This is a genomic window from Paenibacillus sp. RU5M (assembly GCF_900221055.1).
In the GTDB taxonomy this organism is placed as follows: domain Bacteria; phylum Bacillota; class Bacilli; order Paenibacillales; family Paenibacillaceae; genus Paenibacillus; species Paenibacillus marchantiae.
In genome coordinates this window covers 379,228-402,959 of the sequence record NZ_OBQM01000001.1, presented here as the reverse complement: position 1 = coordinate 402,959, position 23,732 = coordinate 379,228, and the positions used below count along the sequence as shown (strand labels likewise).

Sequence of the window (23,732 nt, the reverse complement as noted above, 5' to 3'; positions counted from 1 at the left end):
TGAATCGTTCCACTCAGGTATTCTTAGAACCAATCGTCCTCTTCCTGCTGCTGACGCTCCAATTGTTTACGAATCGCTGCCTTCAGAGGGTCCTCCGGAACATGAACCGTCACCGATCCCCGCACCTTCGCCTGACATGACAGTCGAGTGCCTGCATCCAGCAGTGAACCTAGTTTACGCTTCTCCGCATCTGTTGGTGGATGCAGCGCTGCTAGATGTTCCGAATCTACTTTCACCTTACACATCAGGCAGGCTGCCTTTCCATCACATCGCGTTGCTATTTTAACCCCTGCACGGCGTGCAGCATTTAACAGCGTTACCCCTGGCTTTAGCCGAATCGTTTTATTTTGCGGTAAAAATGTAATATTGTAATCCATCATTCTTCCTCCTAACTTACTGAGGCCATTCGAAGCCAACAAGCTCTTCCACTTCTGCTCTGAATCGGCTTGTCCATATATTTTGCTTCCCCAATAAAGTCATTAGAGGTTGATGTGATTCAGGCATCTGCCGAATCTGCCTTGCAATGGGTTCGTAACGATCGGCACGGCCTCTCATTAGATTGAACAACAGCTCATGAGCAAGCGGCATTAGACGCAATGTGTAAGAACCTACTTTGGCTTCAGGTGCATACTCGGCCAATACATGCTCAATTTCAATGCGGTACCAACTCTTACGTGACCACACTTCGAAACCCCCAACCAGTTCCAAGGCACAAGTCCCTACCTGATAATGACTGAGTAGCGAGGCATAAGGTCCCGTCTTATCTACGACAGGCTCGTCCAGTACCATTCCAGGCGCAGATTTATGCAGCAACTTCGCGGCGGTGATATCAGCGTAAATATCAATATCTCTGGGAGCCTGCTGTAATTCCACCTGCTGGAGCAACAACCCACAGCTTCCCCCAAGCAGCCACGTATAAGGCTCTGCATCCCAAGCTTTCGCCGTTTCCAGCAAAGCCGCGTGTAATTCCGGATAGCGCTCTGTCCGATCCTCCGTTTCATGCGACCTCATCGGCTCACCTTCCCTTCATCCGTTTTCGTTGTGTCAGTTCTTATGATGTGTTTATGCGGATGTTATCTCTCAGGCGAGAAAGATCAGGTCAGAGAAGCTATTCCGCCGAAAAGGCCAATCAGCATAATGAGAAAAGCGATTAAAGAAAGAATGCCCCGTACAACGCCTTTCGTTTTGGAGCGAGCAAACGTAATTAGGAATACAGATAGTCCCATAATGAGGATTGCGACCAATGAAAGCCACATCTTGTCCATCGCGTTCATAATCCAGAGTTCTCCCCTTCAGTCCGTAATTCATCACTGACACTGTGACAATTGCAACTATTATAACACGAAACATTGCTCAGCTTTCCAAAAAAAAGACAAAAAGCAAGCCGGCAAATGCCGACTTGTCTTTTGTCTTGCTCGATCGCCTGCATGCAGGCGCGATCTATTATTTTTTCATCATCATTTTCATTAATGATTCCATACTGTTTGGGTTTAATCCGCTTTTTTTGACGGCACTCACGATATCCTGAACTGTATCCTCAGATACCGGCACTTTTGCCATGGCGGATACTTGCTTGATCAGTTGGCGCAACTGAGCTTCATTCTGCATGGTGGACGGTTTTACTGTACTCGCCAATTTCTTGACGGCACCTTCCGTAATCGATTTCCCTGTTTTTTTGTTGATCGCTTTCAGCGCTTCCTTGGAAATGTTGTTAGCCATTCGTCTCCCCTCCTCCGGCAATACTCATGTGTATAATATGAGTGCACCGCAAAAAAGGTGAATAAGCTTCTCATTTCAGGAAAGCTGCCTACGCTACCATCAGGAATGCCACTGCTCCCAGGTTTCAAGCGTCATGACTTCCATTTCGGTCTTGGGATCACGTCCCATTAAAGCTTCAACCGCATCCCGCGGCTGTCTCTCCTGAAAAAGAACGTGATAAAGCTGATCTGCAATCGGCATTTGCACACCATATTTCTGAGAAATGAAGTGGGCGGCTTGTGTGGTCCGAATTCCTTCCACAACCATGCCCATGGAATTCAATACATCGTCCAGCTTCTGTCCTTTGCCCAGCAAGGAACCTGCTCTCCAGTTACGACTGTGCTGACTAGTCGCGGTCACGACCAAATCACCAATCCCTGCAAGTCCGGAGAACGTAAGCGGATTCGCCCCCATCTCCACACCGATGCGTGTGATCTCGGCCAGCCCGCGTGTTAGCAACGCTGCTTTGGCATTATCACCAAAGTTAAGCCCGTCTGACATACCTGCTCCCAGCGCAATAATATTTTTAAACGCTCCCGCCAATTCTACACCGATCATATCTCGATTCGTGTACACACGGAAATAAGCATTCATAAATAAACCTTGGGCGGCCTCGGCAGAAGCTTTATCCAGTGATGCCACAACAACCGTCGTTGGGCAACGCTTAACCACTTCTTCCGCATGGCTTGGACCAGAAAGTACAACGATATGTCCTTCTTCACATTCAAGTTCTTCCGAAATGACTGTGGACATGCGTTTTAGACTTTCTGTCTCAAATCCCTTGGTTGCATGAATGATTAACATTTCCGGTTTGTAATAGGCCTTAAGCTGATGAGCAACCGAACGCATCGCCGATGAAGGAGCAACAATTAACACAGCAGAAGCCCCTTCAACTGCCGTCGCCATATCCGTGGTTGCCTGAATACGAGGTGACAGCTCTGCATCGGGAAGGAAGCGTTGGTTTGTATGTTTATTATTGATTTCTGTGGCCTGGTCTTCACCACGTGTCCACATGATCACATCCAGTTGATTGGCAGCTAATACACTGGCAAGTGCAGTACCCCAACTGCCCGCAACCAGAACAGCAACTTTTTTAGACAACGCGTTTTCCCCCTCCAGGGCTTTTCGATCCCAATTTATTTTCCTGTCCTTTGGCGAGCTTCGCAATATTGGTACGATGTCTCCAGAACGCAAACAGACAAATAATCAGACTTCCCCAGAAGATACTCATCGAATATCCGGGTAACACAAGGATAAAGAGCGGTGTCAAAGCTACAAAAATAAGGGAACCCAATGAAACATATCGTGTCAATACGATGGACAGGATGGCAAATACACCGGCGCATAGCGCAGGAATAAGTGCAAGAGTTACGAGCACACCGATCGCTGTCGCAATTCCTTTTCCTCCGCGAAAACGGAAGTACAGCGGCCAGTTATGTCCTGCAATGGCAGCTATACCACTGAGTGCAGGAATCCAATCGGAACCATTGCTGAACCAAACCCCAATCCAAACGGCCGCAATACCTTTGAGTACATCCAACAGCAGTACCAGAATTGCCGGTCCTTTACCCAATATCCGCAAAGTATTGGTAGCCCCTGCATTTCCGCTTCCGTGTTGACGGATATCGATCCCCCGTAGTGCTTTTGCAAGGAGGACACTAAAGCTGATTGAACCGAGCAGATAGCTCAGTACAATCGCTGCGATTTGTAAAATCACAAACTTCTCCCCTAACCTTCGTCGGACTTCCTCCGAGTAAATATGCGAATTGGCGTCCCTTCAAAATCAAACGCTGCACGAATTTTATTCTCCAGGTAACGTTCGTAAGAAAAGTGCATCAATTCAGGATCGTTCACAAAAATAACCATGGTCGGAGGTTTAACTGCAACCTGAGTCACATAGTTGATTCTCATTCTGCGTCCTTTATCTGTTGGTGGCGGATTAATAGCCACTGCATCAGATACTACATCGTTAAGCAGATGCGTCTGAACACGCATAGTATGCTGCTGTGCTACACGTTGCACAACAGGCAACAATTTTTGTAAGCGTTGTTTTGTCTTGGCTGACAAAAATACAACCGGAGCGTAAGTCATAAACAGGAAATGATCCCGAATTTTTTTCTCAAACTCATTCATTGTTTTATCAGACTTCTCTACAACGTCCCATTTGTTCACAACAAACATGGAAGCTTTACCTGCTTCGAATGCATAACCTGCAATATGCTTGTCCTGCTCAATAATGCCTTCTTCGCCATTAATTACAATCAGAACAACATCTGCACGCTCAATGGCACGCATCGCACGCATTACGCTGTATTTCTCCGTGGTTTCATAGACTTTACCACGTTTACGCATACCTGCTGTATCAATCAGCACATAGCGCTGACCGTCTTTTTCAAACGGTGTATCGATTGCATCCCGCGTCGTACCAGCAACATCACTGACAATAACACGTTCCTCGCCCAAAATGGCATTCACCAATGAAGATTTACCCACGTTAGGACGTCCGATCAGAGCTACACGAATGACATCGTCATCGTAAGTCTCTTCCTCAAGTTCAGGCAATTTCTCTACGATGGCATCGAGCAAATCACCTACACCTGTACCATGACTTCCCGATACTCCGATTGGATCACCAAATCCAAATCCATAAAACTCATAAATGAGCTCACTGCGCCCGATATTATCCACTTTGTTAACGGCTACAACGATAGGCTTACCTGAGCGGTACAACATCTCTGCGACTTCTTCATCAGATTGCGTAATCCCTGCTTTTGCATCACACATGAATACAATAACATCCGCTTCTTCAATGGCGAGCTCTGCCTGCATCCGGATTGATTTTAAAATGACGTCCTCGCCGTCGATTTCGATACCACCTGTATCGATAATGCTAAATGGTTTACCGTTCCATTCGCCGATTCCGTAGATACGGTCACGGGTAATGCCCGGCTTGTCTTCCACAATGGCCAATCTGTCGCCGATGATCCGATTAAAAATGGTGGATTTGCCCACATTCGGTCGCCCGACAATTGCCACAACGGGTCTTGCCATACATTCCACTCCTCCTGTCCATACTTACGATACTCATCATAGCAAAAAACGCCTGTCTTGGCTAACGTTTCATGCCGTTATACTCGCAATAAAAACAATCGGCGAACCCGCTGGGGCTCGCCGATCTTGCTTTTATTGTTCAGCAAAATATGCAGTATATAACTAAGAACCATGCATTTATAACTTATTTGAATTTGCTGAGTTTGTCACCGAAGCGCTCGCCGAGCGTGATGCTCAGACCTTGATTGCTCAAGGAAACGTTCGGGTTGTTGATTTCTTCACGTGGAGCATTGTTTCTTGCAGGTCTTTCTGATTTTGGCGCTTGAGCAGGAGCTTCTTCAGTTTCCTTGATGCTCAGGCTTACACGTTGCTCAGAAGGATTCATGTCCAAGATTTTAACTTGAACTTCTTGTCCTTCTTTCAATACTTCGTGCGGAGTGCCAATATGTTTGTGGGAGATTTGCGAAATATGCACAAGTCCCTCAACACCAGGAGCGATTTCAACAAAAGCACCGAAGTCAACCAGACGTTTTACAACACCTGTTACGATATCGCTAGAGTTGAATTTGTCGCCAGCTGTTTCCCAAGGACCTGGTTGAACAGCTTTCATGCTCAGGCTGATTTTACCTTTTTCAGGATCAACTTTCAGCACTTTTACGTTTACTTTATCGCCTTCAGACAGAACGTCCGATGGTTTGTCAACGTGTGTCCAAGCGAGCTCAGATACGTGAACCAATCCGTCTACTCCGCCTACATCAACGAAAGCACCGAATTGAGTCAAGCGTTGTACCGTACCTTCGATCACTTGACCTTCTTGCAAACCAGCCATAACAGTAGCTTTGTTTGCTTCGAATTCTTGCTCCAGTACGTCTTTTTGGGAAAGGATCACTTTGTTGTTCTCACGGTCGATCTCTTTCACTTTAACACGCAATGTGCGTCCTTTGTAATCGCTGAAATCTTCAACGAAATGGCGCTCTACCATGGAAGCAGGGATAAATCCGCGAACGCCCACGTCTGCTACCAGACCGCCTTTAACAACGTCACCTACAACAACTTCGAATACGTCTTGGTCTTCAAAATGCTTTTGCAATTGATCCCAAGCGTTTTCGCTGTCGATTGCACGTTTGGACAAAACGAGTTTTTCTTTCTCGTCGTCGATGCTAAGTACTTTAGCTTCAACTTCTTGTCCAACTTCAACTGCATCAGACGCGCTGTCTACGTGTAGGGAAGACAGTTCACGAATTGGAATTACACCGTCATATTTATATCCAATGCTCACATAGGCTTGGTTATCTTCCAATTTGACGATGGTTCCTTTTACGGTATCTCCTTTTTTCAAGGAAACGAATTGATCCAACTCATCTTGGGTTGCTTCTTGATTTTTCATTTCTTCCGACATGTCAAATACCCTCCTCAATTCAAAAACCCCATTATATTCAAACCTGCCTGTAGCAGAGTTCAAAACACTTTCATCGCTGAATGAACATCCTTAGCTTCCCTCAAAAATATGGAAACATGCACTCAGCAGTCTGACGATGCCGTTATTTGCTCGGCACGCCTGTTTGCACCATTTCGTTAATTTTGGACATAATCTTCTCCGTCGCTCTTTCCAGCGCATCGCCGGAAGGATCTTCCTTGAACTCGTCCAAATTCACTGGTGCTCCATAAACTACTTTCATCTTACGAAAAACCTTGTAGTTACCGATAATAGCAGTAGGAATAACTGTAGCACCACTTCGGAGAGCGAAGCTCGCTGCCCCTTTTTTGCCGATGCCTCCATCATTGTGTCGGCTTCCCGAAGGGAAAATGCCAAGCACTTCACCACCACGCAAAATGTTGAGTGAGGTCTTGATGGATTCCTTGCTGACGCCTCCACGTTTAACAGGGAAAGCGCCTACGGCTTTGATAATTCGGCCAAACACCGGAATATCAAACAATTCGCTTTTGGCCATGAAGCGCACCTGACGACGAATCTTGATACCAACCGTTGGAGGATCAAAGTTACTGATATGATTGGAACATAAAAGTACGCCGCCTTCTTTCGGGATGTTCTCCCGTCCAACTGCCTCTAGGCGGAAAAGAATGGTGTAAATGATCCGCAGTAATGTGCTGCAAAATGTGTAAATCATAGACCGATCTCTCCTCTGACCATTGTGCAATAAGACACGATTTTGTCAACCACTTCATGGATGCTCATCTCGGTTGTATCGAGCACTGTAGCGTCCTCAGCACAACGAAGCGGGGATATTTCCCGACTTTCATCCAATTTGTCACGGGTGGCAATGTCTCGCTCAAGTTGCTGCAACGTCAGTCCTTCTGAGGGGTCCAGTTCTTTGAAGCGGCGAAGTGCACGCTCTTCCACACTGGCAGTCATGAAGATTTTCACTTCCGCGTCGGGCAATACTGTCGTTCCGATATCGCGTCCATCCATGACGACGCCCTTGCGCAAAGCCATTTGCCGCTGTGTATCCACCAATTGCGTACGCAGCCCCTCGATTTGCGCATATCGGGACACGATTCCCGTCACTTCACGGGAGCGGATTTCCGAGGTTACATCTTCCCCATTACAGAACACTTTCTGTCCGTCGGGATCCGGTTGTAAATCAATGACCAGCTTTTGGGTTTCCTGAAGCACCTCTGGCACATCTTCCGGTGAAATACCTTTTCGAAGCATATGCAAGGTTACCGCACGGTACATCGCGCCAGTATCGACGTATATATACGCGAGCGCCTCTGCAACCAATCGGGCCACCGTGCTTTTCCCGGCACCGGCAGGTCCGTCAATTGCAACGTTCATCTTCCCGTTCTCTGATGTGTTCTGGCTTGCCAACGGGGCATTCCTCCTCAAACGATAAGCCTCAATAAAAAAACAGGCATTGCCTGCATCGTCAAAATTATACCACACTATACACATGGATGCAAAAACAGACAAATCAGTGATGCTATTGTTCGTGTACCGTTTGCATCTGAATTGGTGTTCCTTCCAGCCGATCAATGGAGGTCATATTCTTTTTCATATCAGGCACAAGAAGTAATAACTGATAGATCACAAGCAGAACAAGAAGAGCTGTAATCAGCATCAAAGCCCTTCTTTCCATTCGCTTGGATAAAACATAATATAGGCGCTCGTATCTGCGGGATGCATGGCGATTGTTCACAAGCTGAACCTCCGTTTTTCCATTACAGTGCCCACCACTGTCCCTTTCTATCCCAGACAATCACCATCTTTATTTCGTTCGATAATCCAATTGCCGTTCAAAACAAAACTTGATGATCTTTTGTCGTTCCGAATCTGTAATCTGCACAAACTTTAACATGCATAGCTGTCTGCCTGTTTCCAGTGTTTTGATCCGTACCACTTCAGCTTCAAAGTTCGCATGTTCAATCGCTGCATTCCGATAAGGAATAAGCAACCAGCATTTCAGCTTTTGCCCTTCCGCAATAGCAAAACTGGGTTCCCCATAAATGGACAATCCCCCGCCGCCAATATCTTCAGTCAAGCCCACGGCTCGGGTAAGATCTTCACCCTGAATAGCCATTTCAAGATTTGCATGAACACGCAGAAAACTGCGACGCTGGATTTTGGTGATGTCGTCCGGCAAGGGCTTGCGAATTCGTACAAGCCGAACTACATCTTCTTCAAATCCAGTCACATACGTGTTGAAATAATGACGAACCCCGTCTTCCGTAATATAAGAAATGGACAATTCCTCACCAAAAAACAACCTTTTCAACCGACTGCTTCCCTGTTGCATCGGGACTTCGATCAGAAAACTGTTTTCATCCACATCCGCTATGCGTGATTTATATTCTTTGCTTTCCTCTTTTTCATCTGCAGAGGCAATCTGGATGTATAAAACTTCATTTATTTTGGGAAACAAGCTGTTCACCGCCACCTTAAGCTTTTTATCTTCGTATCGTATGTACAAGGACTATTATACCATGACCTTTCTCATAGTGAACAACAAAAAACAGACCACCACGTGGTCTGCTCCGTAATCTATTTACACTTCAACAGGCTGCCGGCTTCTTAGTGTTATGTGGTCTCATTCACCGGTTTGATCTCCTCAACGGCTTCCTCCATACCTGTATCAGCGTTGATGTAAATTTTATATTTTGCACCATTGATGCGTCCACCGAATTCGTAACACAGAACTTCTTTGCTGTAATCATTCTTAATGAGTGATTTGCGAGCATAGCTCTCCTTGAATTCCGGATTCAGTTTTTTGCGGGCCTGTTCAACCGTGAGTGTGGCTTTTGGAATCTCCCGCTTTTTCTGATGCTCATATACAAAATCACTTGCCTGGAAGCCGGTAACATTCCCATTATCAAGGCCAACTCGAACAGACATTTTTTCTGGATAAATCAGTGTATCGCCTTGTTTGCGCACATAGGTCAGGTTACCGAGATTGCCAAACTCGTCATAATTGACTGCCTTCATATCTTTGTAACCCTTATTGGAAAGGAAATGATCTGCTTTGGCCATAGCTTCTTTACGTGTTACTTTCTTCGTCCCGATTGGGCGAGTATCACTGTAAGAGATGAGCAGACCGCCATTACGTGTGAAGTCCATACTTAATTTACTGTCTTTGGACTGATCAATCGTGGCTGTATACGATTCCCAATCTGTACCTTTACCATTTTCCTGTATTTGAATCTTACCGTGTTCTGCATCGGAAAACTTTGCAGCTTTAGTTTGGATCTGCTCTTTGGTCATCGGTAAGCCATCCAGCTTCTTCACCGAACGTTTGGCATAAATGCTGGAGACTGAAGGACCCCAGTCAAGTTCAGGATACTCCTGTACCTTTTTGTTGACTGTCCGGAATCCATCCACGATGGTGTTGTCCATCGTTTGCTCTTCCGTTGCCATAGCCGACTCGGCATCCATCCAGCGTAAACGGTCAGAAATGACTTTCTGCTGTACATCCTGCAGATTTTTAGTGATCTCGGATGAATTCGCATACAGTTTTTTCAAGTTGCCCATTTCTTTTTCACTTAATGGTTCATTGGTCAGATCACGCATGGACGCCTGATAAGCAAAGTTGGAGATGCGGGAGAGAAACTCCTCCGTTTCACTGAAAGGCAGCATTGTAAGCGGCAATTGATTAATCTCATTCTGGGCTTCACTAGTGAGTCGCCATACGTTCATTAGACCTTTGCGATGCATCCCTTGGGACGTAGCATGGACTGCCAGCGTGTTCCCAATCTCCGAGTGCAATTTGTCCATATGAAAAGATAAATCGTGAAAAGCACGCTGATATTGATTCTCTGCCTTGATCAGAATGGCATTTTTCTCCTGGTTCTCTTGGTAACCCCATACGAGAGCACCGATTAACAGAACTGCAAATATCGGAAACATAACTGAACTTAAACGTTTATACATCGGTAGAGTCTCCTTTCTTCTAAGCCACTACCTCTATTGTGGATCGAAGAAAGACCTCTTATGCATGCGATTTCCAGTCTGTCCAATGACGGGCTTGTCACGCATGGTCTCAAACGTTCTATTTAATTCAATTGTACCCAGGTTGTGCCGCCATCTTCCTCAATTTCGAACTGATCTCGATTATCACACAAACACTGTTTAAAACCGGTCTCAATTCTTCCTCGTTCTTTCTTACCTCGCAGCGTAAAACGTTCTCCACATTGCTTGCATCTGATTTTAATTTTGATTCTCATCACGCTTATCCCCGTTTCTATTGGTCTTCCCCGGGAATTTTTATTTTATTGCAACAAAAAACACACCGGGGCATCAGGCGCAGGTTGCGCTCCATGTCCACCAGTGTGTCCGTATTTTTATAATTTAATCTCTTCCTCACGCTTCACAAAACGAAAAGGAGAACGATTGTTGGCCCTTGTAATCTTGCCCATCGCACCGTACCATAATCCCGCCATCAATGGCGCAATGAACCATAACCAATGATTCACCATGGTATTCATAATGACATCATAAAGCGCATGCCAGAAGAACGGTAGAACCAGTGAGAGCATAAGAAACCAACGTTTTTTCTTGCCATCCGAAAACTTGGCCCGCCCCATGTAATAACCCATAATTACTGCAAACATGGCGTGACCTGATACAGGAAGCAATGCACGAATGAACATAGCTGAGACGGAAGCATTCCCCGCAAAGGCATACAACACATTCTCAACTGTAGCAAATCCGAGTGAAACAGCAACGGAGTATAGAATCCCATCATAAGGCTCGTCAAATTCGGTATGGTTATAAATAATATGGTATATCACAAACCATTTGACGAACTCTTCAACCCCACCTGAAATCAGGATGGATTCAACATAAGGATTATCTCCAAGCCAGATCATCATGCCACGCTGAATAATCATCACAGGCAGTACCATCAGAATCCCCATGAGAAAGACTCGAAATACCATGTGAAGAGGTTCAGAGTCATAACGGTCTTTCAGATAAAAGTATGTTAACAAGGCGAGACCCGGAGCTACTGCTGCCGCTAAAACCGAAAACAAAAGCACCGAAATTCCCTCCTCTGACTAAAGACGCGATTACAACTAGAGCTTACTCCTGACGCTTGAAGTGGGTGCAAATAACCTCAACCGCTTGTTCAGGCATAACAACCTTTCCGTACTCTTCCATGACGGCAGGGGTAACGGAAGATCCTTCACCGAATTCAGCAAGCAATGCAATCAATGCTGCATGTTTGGTCGAATCCAAGTCATCCGGTTCAAAATGCAAAAACCATTTGTCTTTATAGGAATAAAGTCTTCCAGCATCCGTTACGTGCTGATGCAACATATGTGCAGCCTCAATCAGTACTTCAAAATCTTTGAATGCATAGACGATGGAATCGCTTTGCTCAAGTGTAACTTCCATCTCATATACTTCTTCAGGCAAATCATCCTCATTACCTGAACCATATTGTTGCGGATCATATTTCCCCCGGGTGACAATGACAACCATCCCTTGAGCGGGAAGTGCGAATACTTCGACAGCAAGTGGACCTGTAGCATCAAATCCAAGTTCGGAATAGGCCTGGTCCATCATTTCAGTGAACAGTTCATGAACTTTAGGTATTTCCTGCCACATATCATCTTTTTGTATTCCGCGCTCGCTCAGATCGTCAAAGGTCAGGAAAATCCGTATCTTATCGTGACTTAATCGTTCTATTTTCATACAGGATCTCCCCTTTATAAGCAAGTCTTATAACAGATTATGAAGCACAAAACAATATGTGCTGAAAATAAATCTATGTAGTTATGTTATCATTTTATACCTGCAAATGCACGAAGTAAAATCGACAAAAAAAGAATCATTCCACATCAAAACAGGACTGTGGATGATTCTAATGGGAGGTTTGTGTTTATAAACCCGGTACTGTTGTGTTTGTTTGAGTTAAAATTTGCTCAACTTCATGTTTAACATCCGGATTGGTGCGAATAAAATCTTTGAGCATGTTCATGTTCTCTTCTTTTTCCTGCGGAGTGATCGGCTTTGCACTTTTTTTATGCGTGCTTTTGTGGGAATCTCCGCTCTGTTCGTTTGGCTTGGAGCTGAATCCGTCCATGCCTGGGAACGTCATCTCCATCATTTTGTGTTTGGCCTGATTCATCATGTTGCGGGATGAACCGGAAGACAGCATTGACATTTTACCTTTGGACAGCCAAGAACTGGCTGCTACGCCAATTACAACACCCCAGAAAAAGGATGACGCCTTCATTACACCAACCTCCTTTTAATGTTAAAATCACAACTAGTGTTTGCGGGAGTGCCTCATCTCATTCCGCATAAATACAGGAAAGCGAGTTGAAAGCATGATTAGACACACCACCGCCTTAATTATGATCGCATGCATGCTGTTGTCAGCTTGTGGAACCAAGGTCGAAACAACACCTGAATCCACAAAGTCCAGCAATGAATCGGTTACTTCAAGGCAGGAGCAGCAGAACGAGCCAACTTCCACTGGGACAAGCGAAAAGCAAACCACGGATTCTCCGTCCTCAACGGACTCAAATTCGGATCAAGAATCACCAAGTGATGACGAAACATCTTCGACAGAAAAAGAAGAAACTGATAATGCTCCCCGTACACAAGCAGCCGAAGTTAATATTGAAAAAACGTATCATATGAACGCCAATTACTACATTAAACCCAACGATAAAACGAACGAAAGCAAGGTTGTATTGTTAACATTTGATGATGGGCCCAAAGAAGAAAAAATGATAAACGGATTAATCGACACCTTGGATAAACATGACGCGAAAGCGATATTTTTTGTTAACGGATACCGAGTGAAAAGTCATCCCGAGTTGCTCAAGATCATTCATGAACGTGATCAAGTTGTAGGAAATCATGCGTGGGACCATGAGGATCTGAAAAAAATGTCCACTACGGCAGCTTCCAAACAAGTCACCGATGTGCAAAAGATTGTGAAAGAAACGATTGGCGTGGAACCCCAGTTCTTCCGTCCGCCGTTCGGTTCTGGAAATGATGCATTAAAGGCCACAGTCAAGAAAAACGGAATGTTATATATGACATGGTCCAATGGCTCACTGGATTGGGATAAGAGTACCAAAAATAAACCGGATAAAGTCATCCAGAATGTGCTGGATCAATTAAATCCCGGCAGTAATATTTTGATGCATGAGTTGCCATGGACGGTTGAAGCGTTGGATGAGTTGTTAACCAAACTTGAACAGAAAGGTTACACTTTTGTCGATCCTCGCTCCATTGAACTGGAAGCCCGCTGAGCTTCGATTATTTGCCCGGCATTCGGATTAATATCAATAATTGATGAGTTGGAATTGACATGAAGGAACTTACAAAGTTATAACAAACAGCCTTGGTCCTATGCGGATCAAGGCTGTTTGTTTGAGAGCATTCGCAAAGTAATGATATGCATTTCTGCGGGACAACAAAGTCTGAATGGCAAATGATTTGTTCCGTATCCTCTGCTAACCAGCATTTTACCTTCTTGCTCGGTATCATTACCATCCTTTTTCAAAGAGAACCACCCGTTAGACACGGAGCGGTACGCTTTGTTAAGAAAGACGGGGCCGAAGCCCGGAAATACCAATTGTCCACCGTGAGTGTGACCACTCAATATCAGATCAACAGCTCCATTCAAGTGAAGAGCCTCTAGGGGATCGTGCACGATGGCAATCTTGCATTCTTTGGAGTCCAATTCTGCAAGCAGCGAATCCCCTCGCTGTGAACGATAATCAACTCCGACCAGACACAGTTTGCTTCTGCCTTTACGAAGGTAAGTGGTAGAATCCTGTAAGAGTTGAACGCCCGTATCTCGGAATATACGTTCGAGATGCACAGTTCCTGCTCTTTTATCATGGTTCCCATAGACTGTAAAAACAGGGGCAATATAAGACAACAAGCTCATATTATGTCTGACAATGGGCCATGAAATTCCTTTTTCCGCCACATCTCCCCCAATAATAACCCAGTCCACCTGATTGCGAAGATGTTCCAGATCATTCTTTTTCAGCTTGCGTTTATGGATATCAGATAAATACAGGATTTTGCTGCCATCAAAAGAAGAGGGCAAATTCGGAACTTCAACCTCTTCTGAAACGATGTGATGAAGATGCGCCTCACGCCACATATGAACCAGCAAGGCAATCCCGGCCAAAATAACGGCAACGAACCATGCCAGTATTACCATGGCCATGGAAGGAAAGTATCCAAAGAAGGCGCTCCTTTTATCCCCCACCAAACCAGACTAATTGTGAGCAAAACAAATATAAATATGAGCGAGTTAACAAATCGCTTACTGAGACGTAAACGGCGAGATGGATGAAGCTCAGTCCGCGTAGGAAGTGTTCCCGCTTCGGAAACGGATTCTTCTTCTGATGGCTTTTCTGCTTTGTTGGCACGTGCTGGTGCCCGCCGGGGAAGAACCGGACTTTCCAGCGATGATGTATAAGACTTGCGTTGTGATCTTGGTATGGAGACCGAGGTAATGGGTGTGAGTCCTCCCACCTCTGAGGCAGCAGCTGGTTCAACAACCAGATTTACTTGAGAAGCTTCAGGCCGCTCAGATGTCTCTGTCTTATCCGAGTGACGATGGCGCTGACTGCCGTATGTCTTCATTCTACTTAATTGCTGATTCATGATCCCCTCCGAAAACGTATCGCTAATCCAGACACCAAATCAATAATAAAATGACATAGTATAGGCGCCCATAATGTGCCGGATTGCATATAAATCCAACCCAATCCATAGCTCGAAACAAATACCCAACCAGTTGGAATCCAATGCCGCAAATAGCGTATATGGATAACCGCAAATAAAATACTTGTCCAGTAAGGACCTAACGCATGTTGTATGGCTCCACGAAATAGCAATTCTTCACAAACAGCAACGATGGCTGCTATGCATACAATGTGCCAGATTGGACGCTTGCGGAACAGCATCTCGTTAATGCCGCCATCATCCATGCTTTCTTGAGGAATAACATAAGAAAGAACCAAGTCCATAACAAGCATAATGCCAGCAAGACCAAGCCCCCACCAAATAAACTGGTAACTATCAGGCCAAGCAAGTACATCAAAAAGATTTCTCTTCTGCAATAAAATCCATACAACCCCAATGATCAAAGTTAACCCTTGTGTAAAGTATAGATTGATCAGAAGCAAACGCTCGGTAAGTTGCTGTGGTTCAGCCTTCTGAATCTTGAACTTGGGAAACTTTAATTTTTTCATCGCCTGTGTCTGTCCTCTTGACTTATATTTGATGGATAACAAATTCGTTGTCCAATCGGATAGTATACTAAATGATAGCCAAAAAACCAAATAGGTTCAAGGCCTGCCCCAAGTCCCGGTTTTTCAGCGAAGCCATATCCATTGAATTAGTTCATTAATGTGTTAAAATCCGATTCACAAAACAGCTTGTAATCGAGCTATTTCGAGCGATCAAGGAAGTCAATTTTTTATATCTATACGCCTTCTCCTCCACTGAAGAAAATCACATTAGTAAATCGAATTAAAACATTTAAGCCTATTGACATGCTCATGTCAGCCATGATACATTATGAAAAAATTAGTCACGTTAAACACGATGATGGAAAAAAGACGTTGCTTTGTCTTACAGAGAGCCGATGGATGGTGTAAATCGGTGGCAGGCAGATGATCTTGAGCGCTCCTGAGTTATTGCATTGAAATTGGAGTAGGTGCAATCGGTTTAGACCCGTTATCCTCTTCGGTCTTCATTGACCGCTAAGACTGTCGTTGCGAAACGGCGGTGAATTAGGGTGGTACCACGACAACTCTCGTCCCTTATTGCGCAAGCAGTATGTGGATTGAGAGTTTTTTGATTTATTTTAGAGTACAGACGTGGGAATCGCCCTATTTGTTACACCCTCCTCCTCTGCTGCGACACCGCGTTGTTGGAAGGAAGAGTTTCAATGGTTTTAAGGAATGCCTCTTTCGTGAGGTGAGACCTTGACGATATAGATACACATACCTAAGGAGGAAGAAACCATGTACAAAGTGTTAGTGTCGGACCCCATTAGTGATCTGGGTATCCAGCAACTGGTGGATGCAAATGATGTTGTAGTTGAGAAGAAAACAGGTCTTAGCGAAGATGAGCTTGTTGCAATTATCGGCAATTATGATGCCCTTCTAGTTCGAAGTCAGACTCGTGTAACGGATCGTATTATGACAGCAGGTACAAACCTTAAAGTCATCGGACGTGCTGGCGTAGGTGTAGATAACATTGATTTGGAAGCTGCTACCCAACGCGGTATCATTGTTATTAACGCCCCTGACGGTAACACGATTACGACATGTGAGCATACATTTGCCATGATGATGGCACTGGCACGACATATTCCTCAGGCATATGCCAAAACCATTCAAGGTACTTGGGATCGTAAAACCTTCCTGGGTGTGGAGTTAAGAAATAAAACACTGGGTGTGCTCGGTATGGGACGAATCGGTAGCGAAGTAGCTAAACGTGCCAAAGCATTCGGAATGGATATTCTGGCTTACGACCCGTTCCTCACTCAAGATCGCGCAGAGAAACTTCAGGTTAAGCTGGCTAGTGTAGATGACATCATTCGTAATGCCGACTTCATGACCGTTCACACACCATTAACACCTGAGACCCGCCATATGATCTCCCGTCCACAATTCGAAGTGATGAAAAAAGGTATGCGTATTATCAACTGTGCCCGTGGTGGAGTCGTTGACGAAATGGCACTTGTAGAAGCAATTGATGAAGGTATCGTCGCTGGGGCAGCATTCGACGTATTCGAGAGCGAACCACCCGCTGCTGATCACCCGTTCCTGAATCATCCTAGCATTATTGTGACGCCTCATCTTGGTGCATCGACAGTAGAAGCACAAGAAAATGTAGCGATCGACGTATCCGAGCAAGTCCTGCATATTCTACGCAATGAACCGTTCAAAAACGCAGTTAACATGCCTGCAGTAGCCCCAACTGTAATGAATAAACTGCAGCCGTACTTTAAACTGGGTGAAACACTGGGTAGCTTTGCAGCTCAGATCACTCAAAATGCAGTTCAGGAAATTCGAATCGATTACGCTGGAGATCTGTCTGAAGTGGATACTTCTCCTTTGACTCGTTACATTGTAAAAGGGATTCTCGCAAGGCATTTAGGCGGAGAGGCCAATATTGTCAACTCCATGCATTTAGCTAAAGTGCGGGATCTCAACGTAGTGGTTAGCCAAACATCGGCCACTAAAGGATTTACAAATCTGATTACCGTCACACTCGTGACGACTCAGGATGCCGAGGAGCGTCGTGTTGCGGGCACACTGCTTGCAGGTTATGGAGAGCGGATCGTGCGTCTGGACAAATTCCCAGTGGATATCGCTCCAGAAAGTCACCAAATTCTGATTTCGCATAATGATAAACCGGGTATTATCGGACGTGTTGGAACTTTGCTTGGAGAGAACGAAGTTAACATCGCCTCCATGCAGGTCGGACGTAAAATCATTGGTGGGGCAGCTATCATGATTCTGACTGTAGATAAGGAAGTTCCAAAAGATGTGCTGGTGCAACTCGCAGCTCTTCAGGAAATCAATACTGCCGTTGAAATTGTACTCGGCTAGTATAATTTGAGGTTAACTAAGAAAGAGACGGAATCCTGGTAAGGGATCCGTCTCTTTCTGCATTCTTAAGAGATCAAATTAATATTCAATCAACATTCTGATATTAGCTTATCTGAATGATTGTTAATGTTGCACCTGGTGGAGAAAGGACAGCTGCTGCTAGAAGACCAAACAGTTGAAGTTGAATTGTAGAGCCAGCCGTAACGGCAACAATAAAGTTAGCTTGTAATTGGCTAAGAGAAAGTACTGGAGAAACCACACTGGCCGGAATTGCAGTTCCGTTAAGCAAAACACGAGATTGAATGGCAAGAGCTGCGGTTAAGTTAATTTGATAAGAGATATAATAATTTCCCGTATTAGGAAGAGTGAACGTATCGCTGGTTCCATTAACTGTTATTCCTGTTCCAATATTTTGGTTATTCGGTAATGGGACAAGAGTTCCACCCAAAATGACTGCAATCGTTCCACTCGTGTTTTCACCAAATGCAGATGTAGCCGTTACGGTAGTCCCTGTTGCGCCAGTGGCGCCAGTAGCGCCAGTACCTCCTGTAGCACCAGTACCTCCGGTAACTCCTGTAGCTCCGGTTCCTCCAGTACCTCCTGTAGCTCCGGTTCCTCCAGTACCTCCTGTAGCTCCGGTTCCTCCAGTACCTCCTGTAGCTCCGGTTCCTCCAGTACCTCCTGTGGCTCCGGTTCCTCCAGTACCTCCTGTGGCTCCTGTTGCCCCAGTTACTCCTGTAGCTCCGGTTGCTCCCGTAACACCTGTCGCTCCGGTTGCACCCGTAACACCTGTCGCTCCGGTCACACCCGTATCTCCGGTTGCTCCCGTACTTCCCGTTACACCAACGCCTGTAGCCCCAGTTACTCCTGTAGCTCCAGTGACCCCAGTGGCTCCGGTCACACCCGTATCTCCGGTTGCTCCGGTACTTCCCGTTATACCAACGCCTGTAGCCCCAGTTACTCCCGCAGCTCCTGTAGCTCCAGTAACCCCAGTCGCTCCGGTTACACCCGTATCACCTGTTGCCCCGGTACTTCCTGTTACTCCAACACCTGTAGCCCCAGTTACTCCCGCAGCTCCTGTAGCTCCGGTAACCCCAGTGGCTCCGGTTACACCCGTATCACCTGTTGCCCCGGTACTTCCTGTTACACCAACGCCTGTAGCCCCAGTTACTCCCGCAGCTCCTGTAGCTCCGGTAACCCCAGTGGCTCCGGTTACACCCGTATCACCTGTTGCCCCGGTACTTCCTGTTACTCCAACGCCTGTAGCCCCAGTTACTCCCGCAGCTCCTGTAGCTCCGGTAACCCCAGTCGCTCCGGTTACACCCGTATCACCTGTTGCCCCGGTACTTCCTGTTACACCAACGCCTGTAGCCCCAGTTACTCCCGCAGCTCCTGTAGCTCCGGTAACCCCAGTCGCTCCGGTCACACCCGTATCTCCGGTTGCTCCGGTACTTCCCGTTACACCAACGCCTGTAGCCCCAGTTACTCCCGCAGCTCCTGTAGCTCCAGTAACCCCAGTCGCTCCGGTTACACCCGTATCGCCTGTTGCCCCGGTACTTCCTGTAACACTTACACCCGTGGCTCCCGTTACCCCCACAGCTCCGGTAGCTCCTGTAGCTCCAGTAACCCCAGTCGCTCCGGTTACACCCGTATCGCCTGTTGCCCCGGTACTTCCTGTTACACTGGCACCCGTGGCCCCCGTTACTCCCGCAGCTCCTGTATTTCCAGTGACCCCAGTGGCTCCGGTCACACCCGTATCTCCGGTTGCTCCGGTACTTCCCGTTACACTGGCACCCGTGGCTCCCGTTACCCCCACAGCTCCTGTAGCTCCGGTAACCCCAGTGGCTCCGGTTACACCCGTATCACCTGTTGCCCCGGTACTTCCTGTTACACTGGCACCCGTGGCTCCCGTTACTCCTGTAGCTCCAGTGACGCCAGTAACTCCTGTGTCTCCGGTGGCCCCGGTACTCCCCGTTACACCTACTCCGGTTGCCCCTGTCGCACCGGTGGCTCCTGCGCCAGCCAGCAACGTGTAATCCGGGGATGTGCCTGGTGTTCCCGTTGGTGACGCGACATTAGCAATATACGTGCTGCCATCGAACGTCACCACCTGACCCGCTGGATACGTTGGAGCTACCGCTGGATCGAATGGGACGACGCCGGTTAAGCCTGCGCCTGTGGCTCCCGTTGTACCTGTATCTCCTGTTGCGCCGGTTACACCAACTCCGGTCGCTCCGGTTGCACCTGTGGCTCCTGCGCCAGCCAGCAACGTGTAATCCGGGGATGTGCCTGGTGTTCCCGTTGGCGATGCCACATTTGCAATATACGTGCTACCATCGAACGTCACCACTTGACCAGCCGGATACGTTGGGGCCACTGCCGGATCAAACGCTACAATACCACTCAAACCTACACCGGTGGGTCCCGTTACACCCGCTACGCCGGTAGCTCCCGTGCTACCGGTTACACTTAATCCAGTCGCTCCGGTTGCACCTGTGGCTCCCGCGCCTGCCAATAACGTGTAATCCGGTGACGTACCCGGTGTTCCCGTTGGTGACGCGACATTAGCAATATACGTGCTGCCATCGAACGTCACCACCTGACCAGCTGGATACGTTGGGGCCACTGCCGGATCAAACGCTACAATGCCACTCAAACCTACACCGGTGGCTCCCGTTGCACCTGTAGGCCCTGTTGGTCCTGCGCCTGCAATCAACGTATAATCCGGTGATGTTCCCGGCGTTCCCGTTGGCGATGCCACATTTGTAATATAGGTGCTGCCATCGAAAGTTACGACTTGACCGGCCGGGTATGTTGGTGCCACTGCTGGGTCAAACGGAACTGCTCCATTCAAGCCCACGCCTGTTGCTCCGGTTGCACCGTTGGCTCCTGCGCCAGCAAGCAATGTGTAGTCTGGTGATGTACCTGGGGTTCCAGTTGGTGAAGCTACATTGGTAATATACGTACTACCGTCAAATGTCACGATTTGACCCACTGGATACGTTGGTGCTACAGCTGGATCAAACGGTAATATTCCACTTAAGCCTACGCCAGTGGCTCCCGTAGGTCCTGTTGGTCCTGCACCTGCCAAAAGTGTATAGTCCGGCGAACTACCTGGTGTTCCAGCTGGCGAAGCCACATTAGTAATGTAGGTGCTGCCGTCAAATGTTACGACCTGACCCGCTGGATACGTAGGTGCTACTGCGGGATCAAACGGAACAGAACCACCGAGTCCCACTCCTGTTGCCCCAGTGGCCCCAGTAGCTCCGGCCGATGCCAGCAAAGTATAATCCGGTGAACTACCCGGTGTTCCCGTTGGCGATGCCACATTAGTAATATAGGTACTACCGCCAAATGTTACAATTTGTCCTGCCGGATAACCTGGTGCGAGCGCCGGATCGAATGGAATAGAGCCTGTTAAGCCTGCCCCTGTTGCTCCCGTCGTTCCGCCTGACAAAAACAACGTGTAGTCTGGAGAACTTCCCGGTACTCCGGTTGGACCATTCACGTTAACAACATAAAGACTGCCGTTATACGAAACCACTTGACCTTGCACATAGCCAGGTGCCTGAGCTGGATCAAAAACGGAAATATCATTCAATCCAACTCCAGGAGCCCCCTGCGGACCTGGTACGCCTTGGGGTCCTAAAGGACCTACCGGACCTACTGGTCCTACTGAGCCTCCTGGCCCGGCTGGACCTGGCACTCCGGGAACACCCGGAACCCCTGGAACTCCCGGGGGACCTGGAGGACCTGGAGTTCCCGATGTTCCAAATGAACTGGTAGCACGAGTCAATGATACGGATATGGATCGAATCAAACCGACCAATTTATCTTTTTCCGCAGGCGGAACTTCCAGAAGCAACGTTACACTTAATAAATCATCAAGCAAGTTTTGCAAGTTGCCAGCCAGATTGATAACGGCTACAGGTACAACTTCAGAACCTGCTATGGTTAGTTCCAGAACGGATTGTAACTCAGCTTTCACCCCAGCTCGAAAACCAGAGGTATTAACAAAGGTGAGCAAACTCCGTAAACTATTTTGCAATGCGAGAATATTAGACGCTGTAGGCTGACTGACAGCTGCAGGAATAGTCACTGCCAATGCTTTCAAAATGGACTCAAACTGCTCCACTTCACTCGATGATATTGGAATAAACGGTGATCCCGCTCGAAACGATCTTCCTTCTATGAAAGCTTTAATATTCACCCTTTTTCTTTCATCAGACATGCCTAATCCACTCCTCCTTTAACTTCTTCGCTTTTAAAGCTTATGTTTCATAAGAGGCAAAATTATCTTGGACACATTTTTTGATGCAAAAAAAGTGAACATACTGTTCCACGTTGAACAAGATTAAACGGTACTGTTCAACAAAAAAGCACCCTCAGCATGAGGGTGCTTTCGCACTTTTTGTATGAAATCGGGCTATTTCGAAGAATCCACAGGAAATTGTAAAATAAACTCTGTTCCTTCACCAAGTACACTATTAACGATAATGGTACCGTGATGAGCATCCACAATATTTTTTACAATTGCGAGCCCCAGTCCTGTACCGACACTTTCACCCCGAACACGAGCCTTATCTGCTTTGTAGAATCGTTCAAAGATGAATGGCAAATCAGAAGATGGAATGCCTACGCCCTCATCTTTTACAGTCACTTTAGCTAGAGGTGTCCGGATATCCGATAACATCTCTGCCGATATGACAACATTTTTGCCAGAGGGCGTATGCCGAAACGCATTATCCAGCAAATTTGTGAATACCTGTTCAAGCCGATCCTCGTCAGCCTGGTGAAGTTCAATCGAAGTCTGTTTGCACTCAAACCGAAGATGGATATCCTGTTCTTTGGAACGTACCGAGAACTTTCTATATACACGCTCCAATAGTTCAACCAGATCCACTTCCTTCACGGCCATATCCGTATGACCCGCTTCCATTCGCGCAAGATCAAGCAGATCTTTAACCAACCTGCCCATACGTAAAGACTCATCATGAATCACTTGAATTAATTCTTCACTTTCTTCTGGAGAAGCCGCCATTCCATCCAAAAGAGCTTCACTATACCCTTGCATCATGGATAGCGGAGTACGTATTTCATGAGATACGTTGGCGACAAAATCACGGCGCATCTTCTCCAATCGTACTTCCTCCGTTACGTCACGAAGCACAGCAACAGCCCCCCGTACGACACTATCCGCATACAAAGGCGCCATCTGAACAGACCAGACACCCTGCTGCACATGCACGTTAGAGTTCTGATCGCCACCTTGCTCCATCACCATTTTGAACAAAGGAACGAGTGGTTCCGGCACCTCTCGTGAAGATTTCACAGCATTCTCCGAATCCTGTCCCTCACCCATTTGTGCCCAGTCCAAATCACACCAAGCCTGCATGATTTTCTCTCCAGGGGGGTTTGTCAAAATAACTTTCCCTTCACCATCGAATGTCACTACGGCATCGGTCATGCTTCGGAGCACGCTCGCCAGATGTTCTTTTTCATGGTTAAGGTTGCGAATGTTATCTTCCAGCTGTGCAGCCATATGGTTAAATGTATTACCTAATTCTCCAATCTCATCGCTCGTTACAAGGGAGAGACGTGTACCGTAATTTCCTTTCCGAATCGCATTAGCTGCCTGAATTAACTGCTGCATCGGCTGCGTAATTTTCGTGAAAAGAAACAGTGCAAAAAAGGTCGTCAAGCTGAATCCGATAATACAAACATACGTGAACAAACGTTTGATATCTCTCGACTCAGATTCCGCAAAATTCGTATCAATATACGGCAGCAAAAAGAGACCCAACGCTATGAGTACACAGCCCACAAGGCAAATAATCGTAATCCATAACTTCCCGACCAGCGAT

The 23,732-nt window shown here is 46.7% G+C and carries 24 protein-coding genes and 1 other annotated feature; of the genes, 2 read left to right on the top strand and 22 right to left on the bottom strand.

What is annotated here, in order from left to right; all coding sequences use genetic code 11:
* Nucleotides 1-23: 23 nt before the first annotated feature.
* The 17 genes from CRO25_RS01980 to CRO25_RS01910 all read right to left on the bottom strand — a co-directional run bounded on the left by CRO25_RS01980 (nucleotide 24) and on the right by CRO25_RS01910 (nucleotide 12,500).
* Entirely contained in the window at nucleotides 24-377 is a 354-nt protein-coding gene (locus CRO25_RS01980; protein ID WP_063566759.1) for a 2Fe-2S iron-sulfur cluster-binding protein, read from the bottom strand.
* A 16-nt stretch (nucleotides 378-393) separates the two neighbouring features.
* A complete protein-coding gene (locus tag CRO25_RS01975) occupies nucleotides 394-1,011 on the bottom strand; it encodes a hypothetical protein (protein WP_063566758.1) in 618 nt (205 codons plus the stop codon).
* 83 nt (nucleotides 1,012-1,094) lie between these two features.
* Nucleotides 1,095-1,274, bottom strand: a complete 180-nt coding sequence (locus tag CRO25_RS01970; protein ID WP_063566757.1) for a DUF2768 family protein — start codon at nucleotides 1,272-1,274, stop codon at nucleotides 1,095-1,097.
* 169 nt (nucleotides 1,275-1,443) lie between these two features.
* Complete coding sequence (locus CRO25_RS01965) at nucleotides 1,444-1,719, bottom strand: stage VI sporulation protein F (protein WP_024630680.1); 276 nt, start codon at nucleotides 1,717-1,719, stop codon at nucleotides 1,444-1,446.
* Between the two features lie 99 nt (nucleotides 1,720-1,818).
* Nucleotides 1,819-2,859, bottom strand: a complete 1,041-nt coding sequence (locus tag CRO25_RS01960; protein WP_063566756.1) for an NAD(P)H-dependent glycerol-3-phosphate dehydrogenase — start codon at nucleotides 2,857-2,859, stop codon at nucleotides 1,819-1,821.
* The gene (plsY, locus tag CRO25_RS01955; protein WP_063566755.1) at nucleotides 2,852-3,475 is read right to left on the bottom strand and encodes a glycerol-3-phosphate 1-O-acyltransferase PlsY; all 624 of its coding nucleotides are present in this window, start codon (nucleotides 3,473-3,475) and stop codon (nucleotides 2,852-2,854) included. Before plsY ends, CRO25_RS01960 begins: the two co-directional genes overlap by 8 nt.
* 11 nt (nucleotides 3,476-3,486) lie before the next feature.
* Nucleotides 3,487-4,809, bottom strand: coding sequence for a ribosome biogenesis GTPase Der (der, locus tag CRO25_RS01950; protein ID WP_063566754.1), 1,323 nt, complete (start codon nucleotides 4,807-4,809; stop codon nucleotides 3,487-3,489).
* A gap of 184 nt (nucleotides 4,810-4,993) precedes the next feature.
* A complete protein-coding gene (gene rpsA, locus CRO25_RS01945) occupies nucleotides 4,994-6,208 on the bottom strand; it encodes a 30S ribosomal protein S1 (protein ID WP_063566753.1) in 1,215 nt (404 codons plus the stop codon).
* 142 nt (nucleotides 6,209-6,350) lie between these two features.
* A complete protein-coding gene (locus CRO25_RS01940; protein ID WP_063566752.1) occupies nucleotides 6,351-6,938 on the bottom strand; it encodes a 1-acyl-sn-glycerol-3-phosphate acyltransferase in 588 nt (195 codons plus the stop codon).
* A complete protein-coding gene (gene cmk / locus CRO25_RS01935; protein ID WP_063566751.1) occupies nucleotides 6,935-7,639 on the bottom strand; it encodes a (d)CMP kinase in 705 nt (234 codons plus the stop codon). The genes CRO25_RS01940 and cmk overlap by 4 nt, the downstream gene beginning before the upstream one ends.
* 112 nt (nucleotides 7,640-7,751) lie before the next feature.
* The gene (locus CRO25_RS32975) at nucleotides 7,752-7,967 is read right to left on the bottom strand and encodes a hypothetical protein (RefSeq protein WP_072735236.1); all 216 of its coding nucleotides are present in this window, start codon (nucleotides 7,965-7,967) and stop codon (nucleotides 7,752-7,754) included.
* A 69-nt stretch (nucleotides 7,968-8,036) separates the two neighbouring features.
* Entirely contained in the window at nucleotides 8,037-8,690 is a 654-nt protein-coding gene (locus tag CRO25_RS01930; RefSeq protein ID WP_063566749.1) for a flagellar brake protein, read from the bottom strand.
* A gap of 155 nt (nucleotides 8,691-8,845) precedes the next feature.
* A complete protein-coding gene (ypeB, locus tag CRO25_RS01925; RefSeq protein ID WP_079694051.1) occupies nucleotides 8,846-10,192 on the bottom strand; it encodes a germination protein YpeB in 1,347 nt (448 codons plus the stop codon).
* Nucleotides 10,193-10,314: 122 nt separating this feature from the next.
* Nucleotides 10,315-10,485, bottom strand: a complete 171-nt coding sequence (locus tag CRO25_RS33170; RefSeq protein WP_167666101.1) for a hypothetical protein — start codon at nucleotides 10,483-10,485, stop codon at nucleotides 10,315-10,317.
* 117 nt (nucleotides 10,486-10,602) lie between these two features.
* Nucleotides 10,603-11,298, bottom strand: a complete 696-nt coding sequence (gene prsW, locus CRO25_RS01920; protein WP_063566747.1) for a glutamic-type intramembrane protease PrsW — start codon at nucleotides 11,296-11,298, stop codon at nucleotides 10,603-10,605.
* Nucleotides 11,299-11,341: 43 nt separating this feature from the next.
* Nucleotides 11,342-11,956: a genetic competence negative regulator gene (locus CRO25_RS01915; protein WP_063566746.1), complete on the bottom strand. Its 615-nt coding sequence runs from the start codon at nucleotides 11,954-11,956 to the stop codon at nucleotides 11,342-11,344.
* Between the two features lie 187 nt (nucleotides 11,957-12,143).
* Nucleotides 12,144-12,500: a hypothetical protein gene (locus tag CRO25_RS01910; protein WP_053780665.1), complete on the bottom strand. Its 357-nt coding sequence runs from the start codon at nucleotides 12,498-12,500 to the stop codon at nucleotides 12,144-12,146.
* A gap of 121 nt (nucleotides 12,501-12,621) precedes the next feature.
* Here CRO25_RS01910 and CRO25_RS01905 point away from each other — a divergent pair, with 121 nt between their 5' ends.
* Complete coding sequence (locus tag CRO25_RS01905; protein WP_373560304.1) at nucleotides 12,622-13,530, top strand: polysaccharide deacetylase family protein; 909 nt, start codon at nucleotides 12,622-12,624, stop codon at nucleotides 13,528-13,530.
* 107 nt (nucleotides 13,531-13,637) lie between these two features.
* Here the strand turns inward: CRO25_RS01905 and CRO25_RS01900 are convergent, their stop codons facing one another.
* Genes CRO25_RS01900 through CRO25_RS01890 form a run of 3 tightly spaced genes read right to left on the bottom strand, consistent with a single transcriptional unit; the run spans nucleotide 13,638 to nucleotide 15,495 of the window.
* On the bottom strand, nucleotides 13,638-14,462 hold the full coding sequence (locus CRO25_RS01900) for a metallophosphoesterase (RefSeq protein ID WP_079694053.1): 825 nt from the start codon (nucleotides 14,460-14,462) through the stop codon (nucleotides 13,638-13,640).
* Entirely contained in the window at nucleotides 14,450-14,905 is a 456-nt protein-coding gene (locus CRO25_RS01895) for a hypothetical protein (RefSeq protein ID WP_063566744.1), read from the bottom strand. Before CRO25_RS01895 ends, CRO25_RS01900 begins: the two co-directional genes overlap by 13 nt.
* On the bottom strand, nucleotides 14,902-15,495 hold the full coding sequence (locus tag CRO25_RS01890; protein ID WP_064636826.1) for a CPBP family intramembrane glutamic endopeptidase: 594 nt from the start codon (nucleotides 15,493-15,495) through the stop codon (nucleotides 14,902-14,904). Before CRO25_RS01890 ends, CRO25_RS01895 begins: the two co-directional genes overlap by 4 nt.
* Before the next feature lie 346 nt (nucleotides 15,496-15,841).
* Nucleotides 15,842-16,072, top strand: a binding site (T-box leader).
* Nucleotides 16,073-16,272: 200 nt separating this feature from the next.
* Here CRO25_RS01890 and serA point away from each other — a divergent pair.
* On the top strand, nucleotides 16,273-17,868 hold the full coding sequence (serA, locus tag CRO25_RS01885) for a phosphoglycerate dehydrogenase (protein WP_079694054.1): 1,596 nt from the start codon (nucleotides 16,273-16,275) through the stop codon (nucleotides 17,866-17,868).
* Between the two features lie 103 nt (nucleotides 17,869-17,971).
* Here serA and CRO25_RS34120 read toward each other — a convergent pair whose 3' ends face one another.
* Both CRO25_RS34120 and CRO25_RS01875 read right to left on the bottom strand, forming a co-directional pair.
* A complete protein-coding gene (locus tag CRO25_RS34120; RefSeq protein WP_097115707.1) occupies nucleotides 17,972-22,099 on the bottom strand; it encodes a collagen-like repeat preface domain-containing protein in 4,128 nt (1,375 codons plus the stop codon).
* Nucleotides 22,100-22,294: 195 nt separating this feature from the next.
* On the bottom strand, nucleotides 22,295-23,692 hold the full coding sequence (locus CRO25_RS01875; RefSeq protein ID WP_256863566.1) for an ATP-binding protein: 1,398 nt from the start codon (nucleotides 23,690-23,692) through the stop codon (nucleotides 22,295-22,297).
* Nucleotides 23,693-23,732 lie beyond the last annotated feature (40 nt).